Raw genomic sequence first — 17,563 nt, 5'->3', positions numbered from 1 at the left:
TCGACGGTGCCGGCTCCGACATAGTCCACGCTGCGCGCGGTGGCCACGGCGGCCGCCCCGATTCGGGCGCGAGTCCCGGCGTCCAACAGCGGCGACGGCGCTTCCTCGATGGCCTTCTGGTGTCGCCGTTGCAGACTGCATTCCCGTTCGCCCAGATGCAGGATATGGCCGTACTGGTCGGCGAGAACCTGCACCTCGATATGGCGGGGGCGCAGTACGAATCGCTCCAGGAACAGGGTGTCGTCACCGAAGGACGCACCCGCTTCACGGCGCGCGGAGACCAGGGCGGCCGGAAGCTGCGCCGGATCCTCCACCATGCGCATACCCTTGCCACCACCGCCCGCGGATGGCTTCACCAGCACCGGGTAGCCGATATCGGATGCGGCTTCGATCAATTCGGCATCGGTCAGACCGGGGCGGGCGATACCGGGCACCACGGGCACGCCGAATGCCGATACCGCGTTCTTGGCCGCGATCTTGTCGCCCATGATTTCAATGGCCCGGGTCGGCGGGCCGAGGAAGGCGATACCCGCCGCGTCCAGTGCCGCGGCGAACGCCGGATTCTCGGAGAGGAAGCCGTATCCCGGATGTACCGCCTGCGCGCCGGAGCGCACGGCCGCCTCCACCACCTTGTCGATATCGAGGTAGGACTCACGCGCGGGTGCCGGGCCGAGCCGCACCGCCACATCCGCCTCGCGCACATGGCGGGCATCGGCATCGGCATCGCTGTACACCGCGACGGAGCGAATTCCCATGGCCCGCAGGGTGCGCATGACGCGGACCGCGATTTCACCGCGGTTGGCCACCAGCACGGTGTCGAAGGCGACGGGGTGGGCTTTGTTCATCATGGCTGTCACATCCGGAAGACGCCGTAGGAGACCGGCTCGACGGGCGCTCGCCCGCAGACCGAAAGGGCAAGTCCGAGCACGGTTCTGGTATCAGCCGGGTCGATCACGCCGTCATCCCAGAGTCGTGCCGTGGAGTAGTAGGGGTGGCCCTGGCGCTCGTACTGGTCGCGGATCGGAGCCTTGAACGCCTCCTGATCCTCGGCCGACCACGGCTGGCCATTGCTGTCGAGTTGATCGCCGCGCACGGTGGCCAGCACCGAGGAGGCCTGTTCACCACCCATGACCGAGATACGGGCATTGGGCCACATCCACAGGAAGCGCGGCGAATACGCGCGTCCGCACATGGAGTAGTTGCCCGCACCGTACGAACCGCCGATCACCACGGTCAGTTTCGGGACTCGGGCACAGGCGACCGCGGTGACCATCTTCGCGCCGTGCTTGGCAATACCGCCCGCCTCGTAGTCGCGGCCGACCATGAAGCCGGTGATGTTCTGCAGGAATACCAGCGGGATCATGCGCTTGTCGCACAGTTCGATGAAATGCGCGCCCTTGAGCGCGGATTCGGCGAACAGCACGCCATTATTGGCGACGATGCCGACCGGGTGGCCGTGAATGTGGGCGAAGCCGGTGACCAGCGTGCGGCCGTATTCGGACTTGAACTCCTGGAATTCGCCGCCGTCGACCACGCGGGTGATGACGTCTCGTACGTCATAGGGTGTGCGCAGATCGACCGGGACGATGTCGTACAGCTCTTCCTGCGGCGCGATGGGATCCACGGTGGGGACGACCTCCCACGGGGTGGCGTGCTTCGGCCCCAGGGTGGCGACGATATTGCGCACGATGCGCAGCGCGTCCTGATCGCTCTCCGCCAAATGGTCTGTGACACCGGAGATTCGGGAGTGCAGGTCGCCGCCGCCGAGATCCTCCGCGGTGACCACCTCACCGGTGGCCGCCTTCACCAGCGGCGGGCCGCCCAGGAAGATGGTGCCCTGATTGCGCACGATGACGGTCTCATCGCTCATGGCGGGGACATACGCCCCACCGGCCGTACACGACCCCATGACCGCCGAGATCTGCGCGATCCCCTTGGCGCTCATACCCGCCTGGTTGAAGAAGATCCGCCCGAAGTGCTCGCGATCCGGGAACACCTCGTCCTGATGCGGCAGGAACGCGCCGCCGGAATCCACCAGGTAGACGCACGGGAGATGATTCTGCGCCGCCACCTCCTGAGCCCGCAGATGCTTCTTCACCGAGAGCGGGTAGTAGGTGCCGCCCTTGACGGTGGCGTCATTGGCGACCACCACACATTCCCGGCCCGATACCCGCCCGATCCCGCTGATCACGCCCGCACCCGGGCATTCGTCCCCGTACATGCCGGTGGCCGCCAGCGGCGAGAGCTCCAGGAATGGCGAGCCGGGATCGAGTAGCTGATCCACCCGCTGCCGCGGGAGCAGCTTCCCGCGGGCCAGATGCCGCTCCCGCGATTTCTCGGATCCACCCAGCGCATTGGCCGCCAGCCGCGCCCGCAGGTCCTCGACCAGCGCCAGGTGCGCGGACCGGTTGTCCGTACGGACGTCCTCGGTCACTGTCATCACGTCGTCCCGTTCGATCAGTTAATCGCCGATAACTGATATTTAAGATAATCTTCATTAACTGAGTTGTCCACGTCCGGCGAAGGGAGATTTCGGTGAGCAGCACCGAACCCGCCACCCTCACCCGCCGCGAGCAGCTGAAAGCCCAGCGCCGACAGCAGTTGCTCGAGGCCGGGGCGCGGCTCATCGCCGACCGCGGATTCCCGGGGATGCGCCTCGACGACCTCGGCGCGGCGGCCGGAATCAGCGGCCCCGCCGTCTACCGCCACTTCCCCAATAAGGAGGCGCTCCTGGTGGAGTTGCTGGTCGGCATCAGCCAGCGACTGCTCGACGGCGGCCGCGCGGTCGTCGCCGCAGCGACCACCCCCCGCGCGGCGCTGACCGGACTGGTCGACTTCCACCTGGACTTCGCCTTCGGCGACCCGGAACTGATCCGCATCCAGGACCGCGATCTCGAGAATCTCCCCGAGGCCGCCCGCCGCCAGGTCCGCCGCACCCAACGGCAGTACGTGGAAATATGGGTGGCCGTCCTACGCGAGCTACACCCCGAACTTCCCGAACCGGCCGCCCGCGTCCAAGCCCACGCAACCTTCGGCCTGATCAACTCGACCCCGCACAGCGCCCCGTCGGCCATGGCGACGCGTGCCCGCCCCATTCTGCGACGCATGGCGCTGGCGGCTCTCGAATGACTTCCCAACTACCGAGATAGGTACTCCAGCAACCCTTTAGCACCATTCGAAGACGCGATGTGACTGACGTCATAGAAACATGACTCGGGGCGCGTTCGACATCCTTCAATACGCCGATTCGCGCATTGTGATCCCTGACTCATCCCCCACACCTGGATTGACATGCGAAGACTCCCACAGCTGTACTTCGGGTGAATTGCGCTCCCGGGACCACAGTTCCGCGATCCGGACCACGAATAACCGGGATGCGGCAATGAACGTGGCACGCACGCGAGGGGGGCTACCGCCCGGCACATCTCCGCTTGTCGATCGAAGTGCGCCCGTTCGGTCGGGAATCAAGGCAAGGAAGGTCGGGGGAATCGCATGGCGAAGCACCGCAAACAAACTCGCACTCAACGTCTCGCCGTGCGCGCGGCCATCGGCGTGCTGCCGATGACTGCGATCGTCACCGGCGGCACCATCGCACAGGCGGCACCGACGCCGCAGTTCATCGCGCCGCAGCCGGGTGTGACCACACCGCCGAATCCGGGCGCGACAGTCCCCGCACCGGATGCACCCACTCGGCAGCCGGGCGTCACAACCGAGCCGCCGCCAATGACATACGTCGCTCCGGAGGATGACGCCAGAGGTGTTGCGCCGGAGACGGATTACCTGCCCACTCGACAGGTTCCGCAGCGCGATTACGTCGCACCGCTGCGTCCGGAGACACTGCACGCCCCGGAGCCGACGCCTCCGGTCGCCGAGATCGTCCCACCGGACCGAACTCTGCGGGCGGGCGATCTGACCATGGACGCACCGGAATTCCTCACCCTGGACCAGATCAACCAGGCCAACGCCGCTACCGCCGGGCCCGAGGCCGACATCTCCCAGTTCGCGCGCTCGGTGGGTGTGGCCCCCAGCCGCGCCGATATGGTTGCCGCGTCTGCGGTGGCCGGGGCCGTACAGGGCGCGGTTATCGGCTGCGCGATCGGCTCGACGCTCCAGATCGTCACGGTCATCGCCTTCCCGCTCACGCCACTGACCTGCCTCACCTGGGGAGCAACGGGACTGGTAGCCGGCACCCTGATCGGTGCTGGCATGGGAGGATTGAAGTAATGCGCGGCCTGTTCCGAAGCAGCCGAGTGTCGCTCCGAACCGCCGCCCTGACAATGCTGGTGCTCGGCTCCACGGTCGCCGCGGCCGGGACCGTGCATGCCGAATCCGATTCCGCGGCTGGTGAATCCCCTGCCGAAATGGTGTCGTCCGTCCGCGGAACCGCCAATGGTGTGGGCTATTCCGCAACGATCACGCCCGATGGTCGCGGCGTCGCAACCACTCTCGACGCAGGATCCTTCGCACTGACCCCGGATGCCGCCGCGGTCACGATCGCCGATCGCGACGGTGCCGTCGTCGCGGCGGTACCGCTGTCCTTCCAGGTCGCTGACCACTGGATCGCGGTAGCACCGTCCATCGCGAATCAGGGCACGACACTCACGCTCGAGCCGGTGCACGCGATGCCGCTGCGCGATGTCAGCGCGCGGGAGAACTGGGACGCTCAGGTGCAGCGCGGCGTCTTCGGAGCACTAATCGGTGGCACCATCGGCGGTCTGGTCACCCTGCCGTTCTGGATCTTCGTACTACCGCCTCTGCTCGGCATCGCCATCGGCGCGGGCATCGGCTTCCTCGCCGCAGGCGGACAGCCGCTCATCGACGCGGGTATCGCGTACTTCTCCGGCCAGCCCTGACAGCGGGCTCGCCCACAACGCCGAGCAGCTGGCAGACGTATTACGCGTAATACCCCTCGTCATTCTGTCGTGCTTGTGGCCGGAATCCACACCCGAAAGCGCATGCCACACAGTGTGGATCCCGGCCAAGAAACGCGCCGGGATGACGGGGCGGTTCGCCATGAAAACGGGCAGCGCTTTCGGCACCACGTTCAGCTGGCGGTGCGGGATTGAACTCCGCACCGTCATTCGTCTTTTCAGGCGCGGCTCGAAATCAGATGAGCGGCTTGCCTCTTCGGATTCGGCGGCGGACATCCCACAGCACCGCGTGGGTGGGGGCCGAGCGGATGAACCTGGGGATGAAGCGGTTGACGAAGCCGACGAACAGGAAGAGGTGTTCGAAGCGTCGCTGATCGGTGAGGGTCCAGTCGACGCCGAGTTGGGTGTGGAAGTAGGGGCCGAGGAAGCCCGCTGTCAGGAATTTCAGTAGGCCGCCGAAGATGACGCGCAGGAACCAGGGGATCATGCGCAGGTTCAGGAGATCGTCTACGTAGGCGCGGATCTTGTCGTCGGCGGCCACCTGTTCGCAGGCCTTGTTCCAGTAGACGTCGAAGTCGGCCCGGGTGGCGGGCCACATATCCTCGGCGACCTGGAGGGTCGTGCCGAGCGTGGCCGAGGATTGATAGAAGCTTTCGGCCTGCTCCGGACTCATTGCGCCGTTGAGCAGCTGATACGAATCCTCGAAACCGACGTAGAGGCAGGCCGCGATCCAGAGCTGGAGGCTGCGGTCGAAGGCGTTGTACTTGACCTTCGCGTCCGGCGCGGACCGCACCTGGCGATGTGCCACATTCACGGCTTCGCGGTACGCGGTCTTGTCCTCATCGGTACCGAGAATCGCGACCGCGAGGTAGGAAGTCGTGGTGCGCAAGCGTTTCCACGGATGCACCATGAGCGCGCCGGATTCCACCTTGCTGTCGGCAACCCCGTACCCGACCGCGGGCCGCGACATCTGCATGGCTACATTCGCCGCCGCACCCGCGAACTGCCAGAAGTCCAAGGCGTCGGACAGTTTCGGCGGATGCTTGGTCTCGGACCGGTGGACGCCCGGGATGCGAATCCGGGTCTGCTCGCTGGTGAGCGGGATCGAATACGGCCCCATCGGCTGTGCGGCGGTCATCATCGTCCTTCCTGGCCGTGTGAATGAACCATAACTTGCACTCATCATGCGCTGGCACATTTCAGCATTTCAAGCGCGAACATGGCGGATACTGCCTATCCAAAGGGTCTTCCATTTCCAGGAATGATCAGTAACATAACGGAGCGTGGCGGGCATCACACCCGGGTCCGCCGACCGCCCTCGGGCAGGTGAAAGGACGTTGCATGCTGAAGCGGCTGGACCGGATTCTCAGCTACGAGATGAAGGTGTCTGAGTTCCTCGGCACCTTGATCATCATCGGTATCCCGTACGGCCTGGTCGGCGTGATCTGGACGCTCACCCACACCAGCCACCTGAGGGATATGCACGGCATCGATGTGATCATCTCGTTCCTCGGATCCATCGTCTGCTGGCCGGTGCTCATCTTCTCGAATGTGTGCATGACGTAATGATGATTCTGGTCTGGCTCATCGACATTCTGGTGATCGGCGTCAAAATCCTCGGCGGGCGAACGAAAGTCAACCCCGTGCTGCGCTTCGGACTGTGGATCGCGGTGCTCAGCACCGTGGCCGCGGGCATCGCGACATTCGGCTTCCTGCTCGTACTGCTGCAACGGCAGCTCGAAGATCTCGCGTGAAGGGGCAACCCGTGACCACCACCGAACGGTTAGTCGCGCAGAGCGCGAAACAACCTTCCGACACAAGCGAAGTCGACAAGATCACTGAGAGTCTCACCGGGCTGTGGCGGCGACATCCGCAACGCTCGTTGGAAACCCTGGGCCGACAAGTCGATTTGGGACGGGATGCGCTGAAACAGCTGTTCCTGTCCTTGATTCGGCGGCGCTTTCCGTATCGGGAATTCATCAAACAGTGCGCGTTCATGACGAACGTCTCGGCGGCCCCGACGGTACTGGTCGCGATCCCCATTGCCGTGGTCGTGTCCATCCAGGTAGGTGCGCTGGTAAACCAGGTAGGCGCAACCACTTTCATCGGCGCGGTCGCTGGGCTCGGCATTATCCGACAGGGTGCTCCGCTGGTCACCTCGCTCATGATCGCGGGTGCGGTCGGCTCGGCCATCTGCGCGGACCTGGGCTCGCGAACCATTCGCGACGAGATCGACGCCATGATGGTGATGGGCGTGGACCCCGTCCGGCGCTTGGTCGCACCGCGATTGGCGGCGGCCGTACTGGTGAGCATGCTGCTGTGCGGGTTCATCGTCTTCGTCGGCTTCGCGACGGCCTACATCTTCAATGTGTACGCCCAGTCCGGCACACCGGGATCGTTCATCGGCTCCTTCGCTTCCTTCGCGGTGGCCAATGATCTGGTGGTCGCACTGGTCAAGGCGGCCATCTTCGGCGCGCTGACCGCCATCATCGCCTGCGATATCGGCTTACACGCGCACGGCGGTCCGGGTGGAGTGGCCAATGCCGTGAACTCGGCGGTGGTGAGTTCGGCGCTCATGCTCTTCGCCACCAACATCATCCTCACCCAGCTGTACAACACCCTGCTACCGACCAAGGTGATCTGACATGGGCAGCACCTATACTCCGCCCGCCATGCGACCGGTCCGGATGGTGAGCAATGCCGTCTCGGTACCCGTCCAGGCGAATCAGCGACTCGGGCATCAGGCCATCACCTTCTTTCAGGCGCTGGCGGCAATACCGTTCGCGCTGAAGCACTATCGCAAGGAAGTACTGCGGCTCACCGCCGACGTGGGGTGGGGCAATGGCTCGCTGGTGGTCGGCGGTGGCACTGTCGGCATTGTCATTATTCTGTGCGGCTTCGGCGGCATCACCGTCGGCATGGAGTCCTTCACCGCGCTGAACCTGCTCACCATGGGCCCGCTCACCGGGGCCATCTCCGGATTCGCCACTACCCGTGAACTCGCGCCGATCATCGCGACACTGGCTTTCGCCATTCAGGCCGGATGCCGGTTCACCGCGCAATTGGGCTCCATGCGTATCTCCGAGGAGATCGACGCACTGGAATCCATTGCCATTCGGCCACTCCCGTACCTGATCAGCACCCGCATGATCGCCTCGACACTCACCATTATCCCGCTCTACAGCGTGGGCCTGGCGACCGCGTATCTGGCCACCAAACTCTCGGTGCTGTTTCTGGGCGGCACCACGGCGGGCACCTACGACCACTACTTCTTCCAGTTCCTACTGGGACCGGACGTCTTCTGGTCAATGCTCAAAGTGATTGTGTTCGTGATGATCTCGACTTTCATCCAGTGCTACTACGGCTATGTCGCCACCGGCGGGCCGGAAGGTGTCGGAGTGGCGGCCGGACGCGCCATCAAGATGGTCATCGTCGTCATGGTCTTCGCGAATCTCTGTCTCACGCTGGCTATTTGGGGAATCGACCCCGGCTTCCGGATCTCGGGATAGGAGACTCATGCTTCTCGACCCCAATGGCCGCGGGCCCACGGCGCGGCAGTTGAGTCTGGCCGGACTCGCCATGATCACCGCCGTCGCCCTGCTCATCTATCTGCTCGCGCTGCGCTACAACGGGCGCTTCGAGGAGAAGGTCCCGGTGACGGCCGTACTCACCAGCACCGGCGACGGGCTGCCCGACCGTGCCGATGTGAAATTCCGCGGCATGGTCGTGGGACGCGTGGTCAGCGTCGAGGTGGTAGCGCGCGGCGAGCGACAGGATGCCGAAATCGCGCTGAAACCGATTGTTGCCGGGGCGATTCCGGCGACGGTCGCGGCGCGGGTAATCCCCAGCAATATCTTCGGCGTCACCGCCGTCGAACTCGTCGACACCACGCCGACCCAGCAGACGTTGAAGGCGGGCGCGACCATTCCGGAGGACACCAGCGAGGGCACGGTCCAATTGCAGACCACCCTCAATGTGCTGCGCGATGTGCTGAACAATATTCAGCCCGAGAAGCTCGGCCGGGTATTGGGCACGCTCGCCACCGCCCTCGATCCGGGCGCTCGGGTACCGGGTTCCACGGTGGAACGCCTGGACAACTGGTTGACCCAGGTGCGCGCCACCCCCGGAATCGGCGATATGCTCGGCGATCTGGGTCGCGCGGCCACCGCACTGAGCGAATCCGCGCCGGATCTGGTGGAGGTGCTGTCGCGGTCGGTGACCACCGCCCGCACCCTCACCGAACAGCGCGCAAATCTCGTTGCGCTGCTGACCAATGGCGGAACCGCCGTCGATTCGGTGAACAGCCTGTTCGCCGCCAATCCCGATTCCGGTAAGTTTCTGGTGTCGGGGCTCAATGAACTGTTCGGCAGCCTCGCCAGGGATCCACAGGCGATCCCCTACACCGTGGCCAATCTGAATACCGCGCTACAGCGGTTGCAGGGGGTCTTCACCTTCGGCCCCCATCGTCAGATGGTGTGGAAGATGGATGTGAGCTTCACTCCGTTCCAGCAGTACACGGCCGATGACTGCCCGCGCTACGGCGACCTGGCCGGTCCACGTTGCGGCGGCCCATCGGTACCGGAAGTCGCTCCCCCACAGGAGTATCCGGCGGCCTTGCTGCCGAAGCATCTGGAATCGGCCGGACCGGCACCGGTCATCCAGCCGAGCCCGAGTCTGCCCGGGCTGCCGCCTCTGCCGAATCTTCCTGCCCTGCCCGCCATCCCGGGACTGCCCGCCATCCCCGGGTTGACCGCACCGGCATCACAGACCGAGCAGACATCGAGCACGGTCCAGCCCGCGGGTCTGCGCGGTCAGGACGCGGTGGCCGCGATCGTGGGCGGCAAACCCAATATGGCGCAGTACCTGCTGCTGTCATCGGTGCTGGCCGGTGGCTCGCTGGTACCCGTCGAGCAGACCTCGGCAGGTGCGGTATGAAATCGGGAAAAGCCCTAGCTGGCTTCAGCATATTCGCCATCATCGCCATCACGCTGACCTACACCATCTGGTCCACCCTGCAACGCTCGGTGGCAGGTCCTACTCACAGTTACTCGGCCGTCTTCTCCGATGTGCTGGGGCTGCGGATCGGTGACGATATTCGGATGGCCGGTGTACGGGTCGGCCGGGTAGACACAATCGACTTCACCGACGGGTACCGGGCACGGGTCGACTTCCGCATCGAGAACGACCAGCACCTCAGCACATCCACCAAAGCCCTGGTGCGCTACCAGAATTTGATCGGCCAGCGCTATATCGCCCTCATGCCCGGTAAAGACGCCGGACAGCCACTCGACCCGGGTGGCCAGATTCCCATCGAGCGCACCGAGCCCTCCTTCGATGTGTCGTCGCTGCTGTCCGGGTTCGAGCCACTGTTCAGTGTGCTGCAACCGGATCAGGTGAACTCGTTGTCGGAGACACTGATTCAGGCTCTGCAGGGTAATGGGGTGTCGCTGAGCGCACTGGTTACCCAGGCCGCGGAGCTGGCGGGCACGTTCGGTCAGCGTGACAAGATCCTCGGTGATGTGATCGCCAATCTCAGCAGTGTGCTCGCGGGCTTGGCCAATCGCAGTGGTGAGTTGGAAACCCTGATCACTCAGACGCGGTCACTCACCGAATCGCTCTACAGCCAGGGCGAGGTGCTCAAGTCCTCGGTCGGCCGCGTGGCTACCGCCACCGACTCGCTGGTCGGCATTGTCTCAACGGTCAAACCCAATGTGGTGGCAGCGCAGAACGACGCCACCACCGGAGTGGCGCTACTGCTGCTCAATGGCGCGGCGCTCGATCAGGCCGCCGTCCAACTGCCCGATGTCCTCAACTCACTCGCACGGTTCACCAGCTACGGCACCTACGGCAATGCCTATATCTGCCGACTCGACGTCTCGCTGTGGGGGATTCTGTTCCCGCCCGGGCTGTTTTCGCAGGTCGGTGGACCGGCTCAATCGGAGGTGTGCCGGTGATCGAGACATTGCGCGGGCGCATTCGGCTGCCCGGATTCATCGGTAATCGGTATCTGCGGCTCGGCTTGCTCGCCGCCGGATTCGTGGTGCTGCTCCTGGTCGGCTCCACCGTGATCAAACAGGCGCGGCTGGGCGATGACACGATTCACGCCGAATTCGCCCAGGCGGCGGGTCTGCGGCCCGGTGCGACAGTGGATGTCTCCGGTATCGAGGTCGGTCAGGTGCAGGCGGTCCGGCTCGACGGCGGCAAGGTCCTCGTCGATATGAAGATCCGGCGCGATGTGGTGCTCGGACCGGATGCCAAAGCCGCCATCAAGATGTCCACCATCCTCGGGCGGCTGCATATCGAACTGGTGCCGGGCAATGGCAAGGGACTGCCCGGGAACAGGATCGAGCTCGAGAACACCTCGGTGCCCTACAACCTGAGCAAGGTCATCCAGGACCCCAAATATGACTCATCGTTCGAACACATCGAACGAATCGATCCCGTAAAGCTGCGCGAGGCACTGGATCTGGTGAGCCAGCAGATGGGCAGCTCCCCCGAGTTGACCGTGCAGGCACTCGATAGCGTCGGCGCGCTCGCCAAGGTGGTCAGTGACCGCCGCGATGAGGTGGACACCCTGCTGAAGTCCATGGACCAGGTCTCGACCCTGGTGTCCGACAACCAGAATGGCGTCCTACTGCTGCTCACCCAGGGCGCCGCCATCGGCACGGCGGTGCAGCAGCGGCAGACACTTCTGCAATCGCTGCTCGACAATGTGGCGTCGCTGTCGCGCCTGCTGCAGGAGATGGGCCTGGAGAACAATGGCCAGCTCGGACCGCTGATCACCAATCTCAACACCATGTCCGAGGGCTTGGAGAAGAACCGCGACAATCTGGACCGGCTCTACGAGATCATGCCGGTGGCCCTGCGGCAGTTCAACAATGTGGTCGGCAACGGCCCCTACGGCGAGGTGTACGCGCCGTGGCTGTTCCCGGACAACTGGCTGTGCCTGGTGCAGGCCGTGCAGGGGTGCAAATGAAATATCTACGCGCACTGACGAAGTTGGCCGCGATCTGCTTCGTGGCCACGCTGGGATCGGGCTGCTCGCTACTGCCCGACTCACTCACCGCACTGCCCGATCGGTACCTCGGTGACCGCATGCGCATCAGCGCGGATTTCGAGAATGTGGCCGGGCTGTACGCCGGGAACGAGGTCGCGATCCTGGGGGTTCCGGTCGGCACCGTCGACTCGGTGACGCCCAAGGGCAGCTATGTCGAAGTGATCATGTCCATCGACGCGGGCGTCGAGGTACCCGCCGATGCCATTGCGGCACTGGTGAATCCGCAGCTGATCACCAACCGGCACGTGGAGCTGGCACCCGCCTACACCGGTGATGGACCGGTATTGCGGGACGGCGAGCATATTCCCCTGCCGCGCACCAGGGTTCCGGTGGAGCTGGACCGCATTCTGCAGAACTTCGATCAGTTGGGTGCGGCCCTGAAGGGTGATAGCGAGACCGGGCCCATGGCCAGTCGGGTGCTCTACCCACTGCTCAATGGCAATGGCGATCGCTTGCGCGAGACCCTGGACGCGCTGTCCTCGGCATTCGAGGTGACCTTCGCCAATAAGGACCAGATCGCCAACACCATTATCAAACTCAATGAGGTCACCCAGATCATCGCGCAGAACGATCAGACGGTTCGCGAGTTCAGCGGCAGACTCACCGAACTGGTGACGCTCATGGGGCAGCAGGCGCCGGGGTTGCAGGCGGTTCTGGATCAGCTCGACACCTTCGTCACCAATACCTCGACCCTGGTCGGTGAGAACCGGGAGCAGTTGGCCGGGGCGCTGACCCGCTTCGTCACCATTACCGATCAGATGCGGGCCAACGCCCGCGGCCTCACCGAGATCGTGGATGTCGGCCCGCTCATGTTCCAGAACCTGGCCAATGCCACCAGCCGCGAACACGGCGCACTGCGTATGCACGGACTGCTGGACAAGGTGGTGCTCGACAGCGAGGCCCTGTCGGTGTTCTGCGAGCGCGTCATGTTGCGCCTGGACGGCTGCCGTACCGGCAAGGTCCAGGACTTCGGTCCCGACTTCGGCCTCGCCGCGGCACTACTCGGGATTGCGAGGATCGAATGAGCATCCGCACACAAGCATTCGCGGCGGCGCTCACAGCCGCCGCGCTGACCGGGGCAAGTAGTTGCGCCGTGACGGTGAACAGTATGCCCATGCCGAAGCCGGGTATCGGTGGACCGGGCTACACCATTCACGCGACCTTCCACGACGCGTTGAATCTGCCCGACCGCGCGCACGTCAAGATCGGCGGCAGCGATATCGGCGTGGTCACCGATATCAAGACCACGAACTTCATCGCCGATGTGGAAATGCTCATCCGCGACGATATTCAGCTGCCCGAGGGCACCTCGGTCGAGCTGCGGCAGGGCACTCCACTCGGCGATATGTTCGTGGCCATAACGCTGCCGTCCGCCCAGGAGGCGGGCGAACCGCTGCGCGAGGGTGACACCATCGGCACCGACCGCACCTCGGCGGGCGCGTCGGTGGAGCAGCTGATGATGTCGATCTCCATGCTGCTCAATGGCGGTGGAATCAATCAGGCCGCGCGGATCACCAGCGAAATGGACTCCATGTTCGCCGGTCGGGCACCGCAGTTACAGCATCTGATCACCGAAATGACCAGTGTCATCAGCGCAATGAACCAGCGCACTGCGGATATCGACGCCACGCTGACCGGGTTGAATGTGCTGGCTGGTGAACTGGCCAGGCGCAAGGCCGAACTCGCTGTCGCGGCGGATACCTTCCCGGCGCTCATCGGTCTGGTCAACGAGAACAACCAGCAGATTGTGGATCTGTTGACCAAGGTGGCCACCACCATGAGCGCGCTCGGCGACTTCAGCACTACCACCGGTGATGATTTCGTCGGGCTCTTCGACAGCATTCAGGCGCTCATGTCCGGGTTCACGCAGATGGGCGACAATCTGACCGGGACCTTGGAAGGTCTGAATGCGCTGCATCCCTCGCTGATGGCGAGTTTCCGCGGACCGACACTGGCCATCGCCGCGACCGTGTCGTATCTCAGCCTCGGGGCGCTGACCGATCCCAGCGGCAGTCGCTGGCCGGAGCTGGGTGATGCCGGACAGTTCGTCGGCAGTCTGACACAGGTTTTGGAGAAGGTGTTCGGGCGACTCACGAGTCCGCCACAGGTCCCGGAGGGGTCGGTGCCGCAGGGTGATCCGGCTCCCCAGGTCGATCCCGACCCTCGCGGCGGTGAACGATGAATTCACCGCTGTGGCAATGGATCGTTCGACGCCGGATCGGTATTGCCAATCTCGGCCTGGTGGTGGTGCTTATTCTCGGTTGCGGCTATATCGGCGTGAATGTGTTGCGGTTCAATCCGATTCCGCACACCTACGTGGTGACCATAGAACTGGCTTCCTCCGGCGGGCTGCTACCCGGAAATGACGTCACCTTCCGGGGCAGTCGGGTCGGGAGGGTCAGCGACGTGCGGATCGCCGGGGACGGTATTGCCGCCGATGCCGAAATCGACGACTCGGCGCGGATTCCGGTGGGCGGCACGGTGGCGGTAGGGCGGCTGTCGGCCGCGGGTGAGCAGTATCTGGATTTTCGGCCCGACTCCGATAGCGGGCCCTATCTGCGCGACGGGTTCGTGGTGGAGCGCGCCCGCACCAGCGTGCCGGTGCCGATTCAGTCGGTATTCGCCAATCTCAGCGATTTCATCGGCGGAATGAATCCGGAGCGGCTGAATGTGATCATCGACGAACTCGACAAGGCGCTCGCCGGTGGGCCGGATCGGCTGCGCAATATGATCTCCGGGATCAGCCGCGCCATGTCCGGGCTCACCGAACTGCTACCGCACACAAAGCAACTGATCTCGAATCTGGAGGTTATCGCGAGCACCACTGCACTGGCGCAACCCGATCTGGGCACGCTGACCAGTGCGGGCAGCGTGCTGTTCGACCAGTTCACCGCCGCCGATCAGGAGCTGCGAAAGCTGTTGGCGCAGGGGCCCGGTCAGCTGGAGACGCTCGGCGCGTTCCTGACCGACACCCAGGACCCGATGACGAATCTCGTGACGAACTTCGTCGCCATCACCAAGGCGGCCAAGCTGCGCGCACCCGCCATCGCGGCGCTGTTCCCGGCACTGCGGGTGGGCTCGGAGGCCATCGGTATTCCGGCGCACGACGGGGCCTATCACACCCTGGTCGATCCCTGGCCGCGGCCGACCTGCGAATACGACACCATCCCAGTGGTTCCCACGCAGGCAACGGTCGATACACGAGTGCGGCTCTACAACTACTGCGTCACCGATAATCCGGCCATTCAGGTGCGCGGGTCGGCCAATGCGCCGCGCCCCGATGTGCCCGATAACGGAGCCAGCGCGCCGCCCGGGGTTACCGGTGACGAGCTGTCGCGTCCGGTTCCCCCTCGATAGGAATGAAACAGTATGAGTGACAATGAGATCAATGAACCAGATGCGGCCGACGACACGGTGAACCTGGAGAAGGACGCGAGCGAGGCTGATACCGCTGTGGCCCAGCCCGATTCATCGCGCAGGCGCATCTCGCTGTCGTTGCCGGGACGGACCGGCATGCTGGCCGCCGCGGCGGCGGGCGTTGTAGTGCTCGGAGCGGCAATCGGTTCCAGCGTGCATTTCTACAACCAGAACGCGAGCACCCAGGACATTCTCGACGCTCGCGAGGACGCCCGGCTCGCGGCGTGTAAGTACGCCCCCACCCTCGCCACCTACGACTCCAAGAATCTCGATACCTGGATCACCGGTGTCATGGACGGTGCGACCGGGGACTGGCGCACCCAATTCGATTCCACCAGCGAGGATTTGAAGGAGGTACTCGCCAAGGGCGAGGTGGTGTCCAAGGCGACCGATGTGCAGTGCGCCATTCGCAACGGCGATACCACCTCGGCGGAAGCCATCGTGGTGATCGGCCAGACCATCACCAGCCTAGGCACCGAGAGCAAGGCCACTCCCGGCCAACTCTCCACCGTATTGCGACTGGAGAAAAGCGGTGATCGTTGGCTGGTCAACAAGGTGGAATCGCCGCTGGGGCTGCCACAGCGGTGAGCACCGACGCTAGCGCGAGCAGTACAGGGGCTTCCACAGCAGGGGCGGGAAGCGACGCCGGGCAGGTGGCCGACGCGGGCAGTATCGCCGGAGAGGCGGGCCGGACAGGGAGCACCAGCGGACAGGCGGCCGAGGTAGGGGCCACGCGTGCGTCGCCGGTGCGGCAGTCGCGCCGACGACCGAGAAACAGGCGGGCGCAGATCGCCGCGGTGGCGGCCGAGGCGTTCAGTGCCACCGGATACCACGGCGTCAGCATGGACGAGATCGCCGCCCGGCTCGAACTCAGCTCCACGGCGCTGTATCGGCACTACCCGAGCAAGTACGCGCTGTTCCGGGCGGAGGCGCTGCGTCTCGGCGAGGTCTGGGCCGCCGCGATCCGGCTGCCACCGATGGCCGCGAACTGGCCGATCGAGCAGCGGGTGGAACACCTGCTGGAGGCACTCATCGCCGCCTCGATTACAAACCGCCGCAGCGCGGCACTGCTGCGCTGGCAGGGCCGATATCTGAAGGCGGAGGATCGCGCGGCGGTCGCGACGAACCTCACGGCGGTGGCCGCCATGGTGCGGACGCTCCTGGGCGAGAGCCGACCAGAGCTCGATGCGTCGTCGAAATCGGTACTGGGGCAGACTATTCAAAGCATCGTGAGCAGTATCGGCGACCACCATGTCGCCTTTCCCGCCAAAACCCTCGCCCTGCGGTTACGCGAGGCCTGCCTGGCGGTCTGGCATTGCGAACTACCTCCCGCCGAGAGCGCGGCCGCTCTGCACGTCGGCCGGGCGGCGGTGCCGCCCACCTTCACCCACGAACTGGTGCTGAAGTACGCGGTAATCCTGTTCCACGAGCGCGGTTATCCCAATGTCAGCGTCGAGGACATCGCGGCCGCCGCCGGACTGCCCACCACTTCGGCGGTGTATCGCTTCTACCACAGCAAGGGCGATATCCTGGCTGCCGCGTTTCGCCGTGCGGCAGAACAGGTTTCGGCCGCCATCGGCCCCGCCATCGCCGCTGCGGACTCCCCCGCGCACGCCCTTACCGCACTCATCGACCTCTTCGTCGCCGGATCATTCGCCGAACGCGAACTGACCTTCGTCTACTACGCGGAGATCTCCAATGTGCCGCTGGAGCAACGCACCCGCCTACGCACCGTTCAACGCCTCAATGTGCAGGAGTGGGCGAAGTTGCTCAGCGCGGCCCGCCCGGAACTGACCGCCGCGGAATCCAGGCTATTGGTCCACACCGCCCAGGCACTGGTTGTCGACCTGGGCCGCCGTTTCGGATCCGATGACCCGGCCTGTTCGCAGCAGCGGGTCGCGCATCTGATGCGGACGGTCCTGGTCCTGGATCGGTGAGTTCGGGGGCACGCTGCTCTGGTTGCTCGACGGTGCGGACGGCGGTCAGGGAACTGTGTCCGTATTGGTGGGGACTCAACTGCTGTTCTCGGGGCCTACGTAGCCAGGTTGGGAGCCGTGGGCTGCGATTCCAGCGGCGTTCGGTATAGAACGTGAAGAACGAAGGTCAGTGTGGTGACGTCGTCTGCCGTACCCGACCTGCGCTCCCCAGTCAGGCGCGGATCTCACGTTCCTAACGGGGCGGGCTGGCCGTGGTCCCGACTCGAGACACAAAGACGAAA

The 17,563-nt window shown here is 64.6% G+C and carries 18 protein-coding genes; 15 read left to right on the top strand and 3 right to left on the bottom strand.

What is annotated here, in order from left to right:
• Positions 1 to 848: ATP-binding protein (locus NU1_RS31165; RefSeq protein ID WP_157553290.1), on the bottom strand; the 848-nt coding region annotated here is incomplete at its 3' end.
• A gap of 5 nt (positions 849 to 853) precedes the next feature.
• Positions 854 to 2,440, bottom strand: coding sequence for a carboxyl transferase domain-containing protein (locus tag NU1_RS31160; RefSeq protein WP_067527055.1), 1,587 nt, complete (start codon positions 2,438 to 2,440; stop codon positions 854 to 856).
• Positions 2,441 to 2,535: 95 nt separating this feature from the next.
• Between NU1_RS31160 and NU1_RS31155 the strand changes: the two genes are divergently transcribed.
• From NU1_RS31155 to NU1_RS31145, 3 genes are all read left to right on the top strand, one after another.
• Entirely contained in the window at positions 2,536 to 3,129 is a 594-nt protein-coding gene (locus NU1_RS31155; protein WP_067527054.1) for an SACE_7040 family transcriptional regulator, read from the top strand.
• 363 nt (positions 3,130 to 3,492) lie between these two features.
• On the top strand, positions 3,493 to 4,224 hold the full coding sequence (locus NU1_RS31150) for a hypothetical protein (protein WP_067527053.1): 732 nt from the start codon (positions 3,493 to 3,495) through the stop codon (positions 4,222 to 4,224).
• Positions 4,225 to 4,250: 26 nt separating this feature from the next.
• Positions 4,251 to 4,853, top strand: a complete 603-nt coding sequence (locus NU1_RS31145) for a DUF8020 domain-containing protein (RefSeq protein ID WP_157553288.1) — start codon at positions 4,251 to 4,253, stop codon at positions 4,851 to 4,853.
• A gap of 253 nt (positions 4,854 to 5,106) precedes the next feature.
• On the opposite strand, the gene NU1_RS31140 is transcribed toward NU1_RS31145, so the two are convergent.
• The gene (locus tag NU1_RS31140; protein ID WP_067527052.1) at positions 5,107 to 6,012 is read right to left on the bottom strand and encodes an oxygenase MpaB family protein; all 906 of its coding nucleotides are present in this window, start codon (positions 6,010 to 6,012) and stop codon (positions 5,107 to 5,109) included.
• A 200-nt stretch (positions 6,013 to 6,212) separates the two neighbouring features.
• On the opposite strand from NU1_RS31140, the gene NU1_RS31135 reads away from it, so the two are divergent.
• The 12 genes from NU1_RS31135 to NU1_RS31080 all read left to right on the top strand — a co-directional run bounded on the left by NU1_RS31135 (position 6,213) and on the right by NU1_RS31080 (position 17,282).
• A complete protein-coding gene (locus NU1_RS31135) occupies positions 6,213 to 6,437 on the top strand; it encodes a hypothetical protein (RefSeq protein ID WP_067527051.1) in 225 nt (74 codons plus the stop codon).
• Positions 6,437 to 6,625, top strand: coding sequence for a hypothetical protein (locus NU1_RS31130; RefSeq protein WP_067527050.1), 189 nt, complete (start codon positions 6,437 to 6,439; stop codon positions 6,623 to 6,625). The genes NU1_RS31135 and NU1_RS31130 overlap by 1 nt, the downstream gene beginning before the upstream one ends.
• An 80-nt stretch (positions 6,626 to 6,705) precedes the next feature.
• Positions 6,706 to 7,515 (top strand): MlaE family ABC transporter permease, encoded by an 810-nt coding sequence (locus NU1_RS31125; RefSeq protein WP_245720395.1) that lies wholly within the window; start codon positions 6,706 to 6,708, stop codon positions 7,513 to 7,515.
• A 1-nt stretch (position 7,516) separates the two neighbouring features.
• Positions 7,517 to 8,380, top strand: a complete 864-nt coding sequence (locus NU1_RS31120; RefSeq protein ID WP_067527048.1) for an ABC transporter permease — start codon at positions 7,517 to 7,519, stop codon at positions 8,378 to 8,380.
• A gap of 7 nt (positions 8,381 to 8,387) precedes the next feature.
• Complete coding sequence (locus tag NU1_RS31115) at positions 8,388 to 9,806, top strand: MCE family protein (RefSeq protein ID WP_067527047.1); 1,419 nt, start codon at positions 8,388 to 8,390, stop codon at positions 9,804 to 9,806.
• Positions 9,803 to 10,825, top strand: a complete 1,023-nt coding sequence (locus tag NU1_RS31110) for an MCE family protein (protein ID WP_067527046.1) — start codon at positions 9,803 to 9,805, stop codon at positions 10,823 to 10,825. Before NU1_RS31115 ends, NU1_RS31110 begins: the two co-directional genes overlap by 4 nt.
• A complete protein-coding gene (locus NU1_RS31105; RefSeq protein ID WP_157553286.1) occupies positions 10,822 to 11,847 on the top strand; it encodes an MCE family protein in 1,026 nt (341 codons plus the stop codon). The genes NU1_RS31110 and NU1_RS31105 overlap by 4 nt, the downstream gene beginning before the upstream one ends.
• Positions 11,844 to 12,953: an MCE family protein gene (locus tag NU1_RS31100; protein WP_067527044.1), complete on the top strand. Its 1,110-nt coding sequence runs from the start codon at positions 11,844 to 11,846 to the stop codon at positions 12,951 to 12,953. Before NU1_RS31105 ends, NU1_RS31100 begins: the two co-directional genes overlap by 4 nt.
• Positions 12,950 to 14,110, top strand: coding sequence for an MCE family protein (locus NU1_RS31095; protein WP_067527043.1), 1,161 nt, complete (start codon positions 12,950 to 12,952; stop codon positions 14,108 to 14,110). The genes NU1_RS31100 and NU1_RS31095 overlap by 4 nt, the downstream gene beginning before the upstream one ends.
• Positions 14,107 to 15,285: an MCE family protein gene (locus NU1_RS31090; protein WP_067527042.1), complete on the top strand. Its 1,179-nt coding sequence runs from the start codon at positions 14,107 to 14,109 to the stop codon at positions 15,283 to 15,285. The genes NU1_RS31095 and NU1_RS31090 overlap by 4 nt, the downstream gene beginning before the upstream one ends.
• A gap of 12 nt (positions 15,286 to 15,297) precedes the next feature.
• Positions 15,298 to 15,933: an Rv1363c family protein gene (locus NU1_RS31085; RefSeq protein ID WP_067527041.1), complete on the top strand. Its 636-nt coding sequence runs from the start codon at positions 15,298 to 15,300 to the stop codon at positions 15,931 to 15,933.
• Positions 15,930 to 17,282, top strand: a complete 1,353-nt coding sequence (locus NU1_RS31080) for a TetR/AcrR family transcriptional regulator (RefSeq protein ID WP_245720394.1) — start codon at positions 15,930 to 15,932, stop codon at positions 17,280 to 17,282. The genes NU1_RS31085 and NU1_RS31080 overlap by 4 nt, the downstream gene beginning before the upstream one ends.
• The last annotated feature ends 281 nt before the right edge of the window (positions 17,283 to 17,563 follow it).

It is taken from the genome of Nocardia uniformis NBRC 13702 (genome assembly GCF_001613345.1).
In the GTDB taxonomy this organism is placed as follows: domain Bacteria; phylum Actinomycetota; class Actinomycetes; order Mycobacteriales; family Mycobacteriaceae; genus Nocardia; species Nocardia uniformis.
This window is presented reverse-complemented; position numbering and strand designations above follow the sequence as displayed.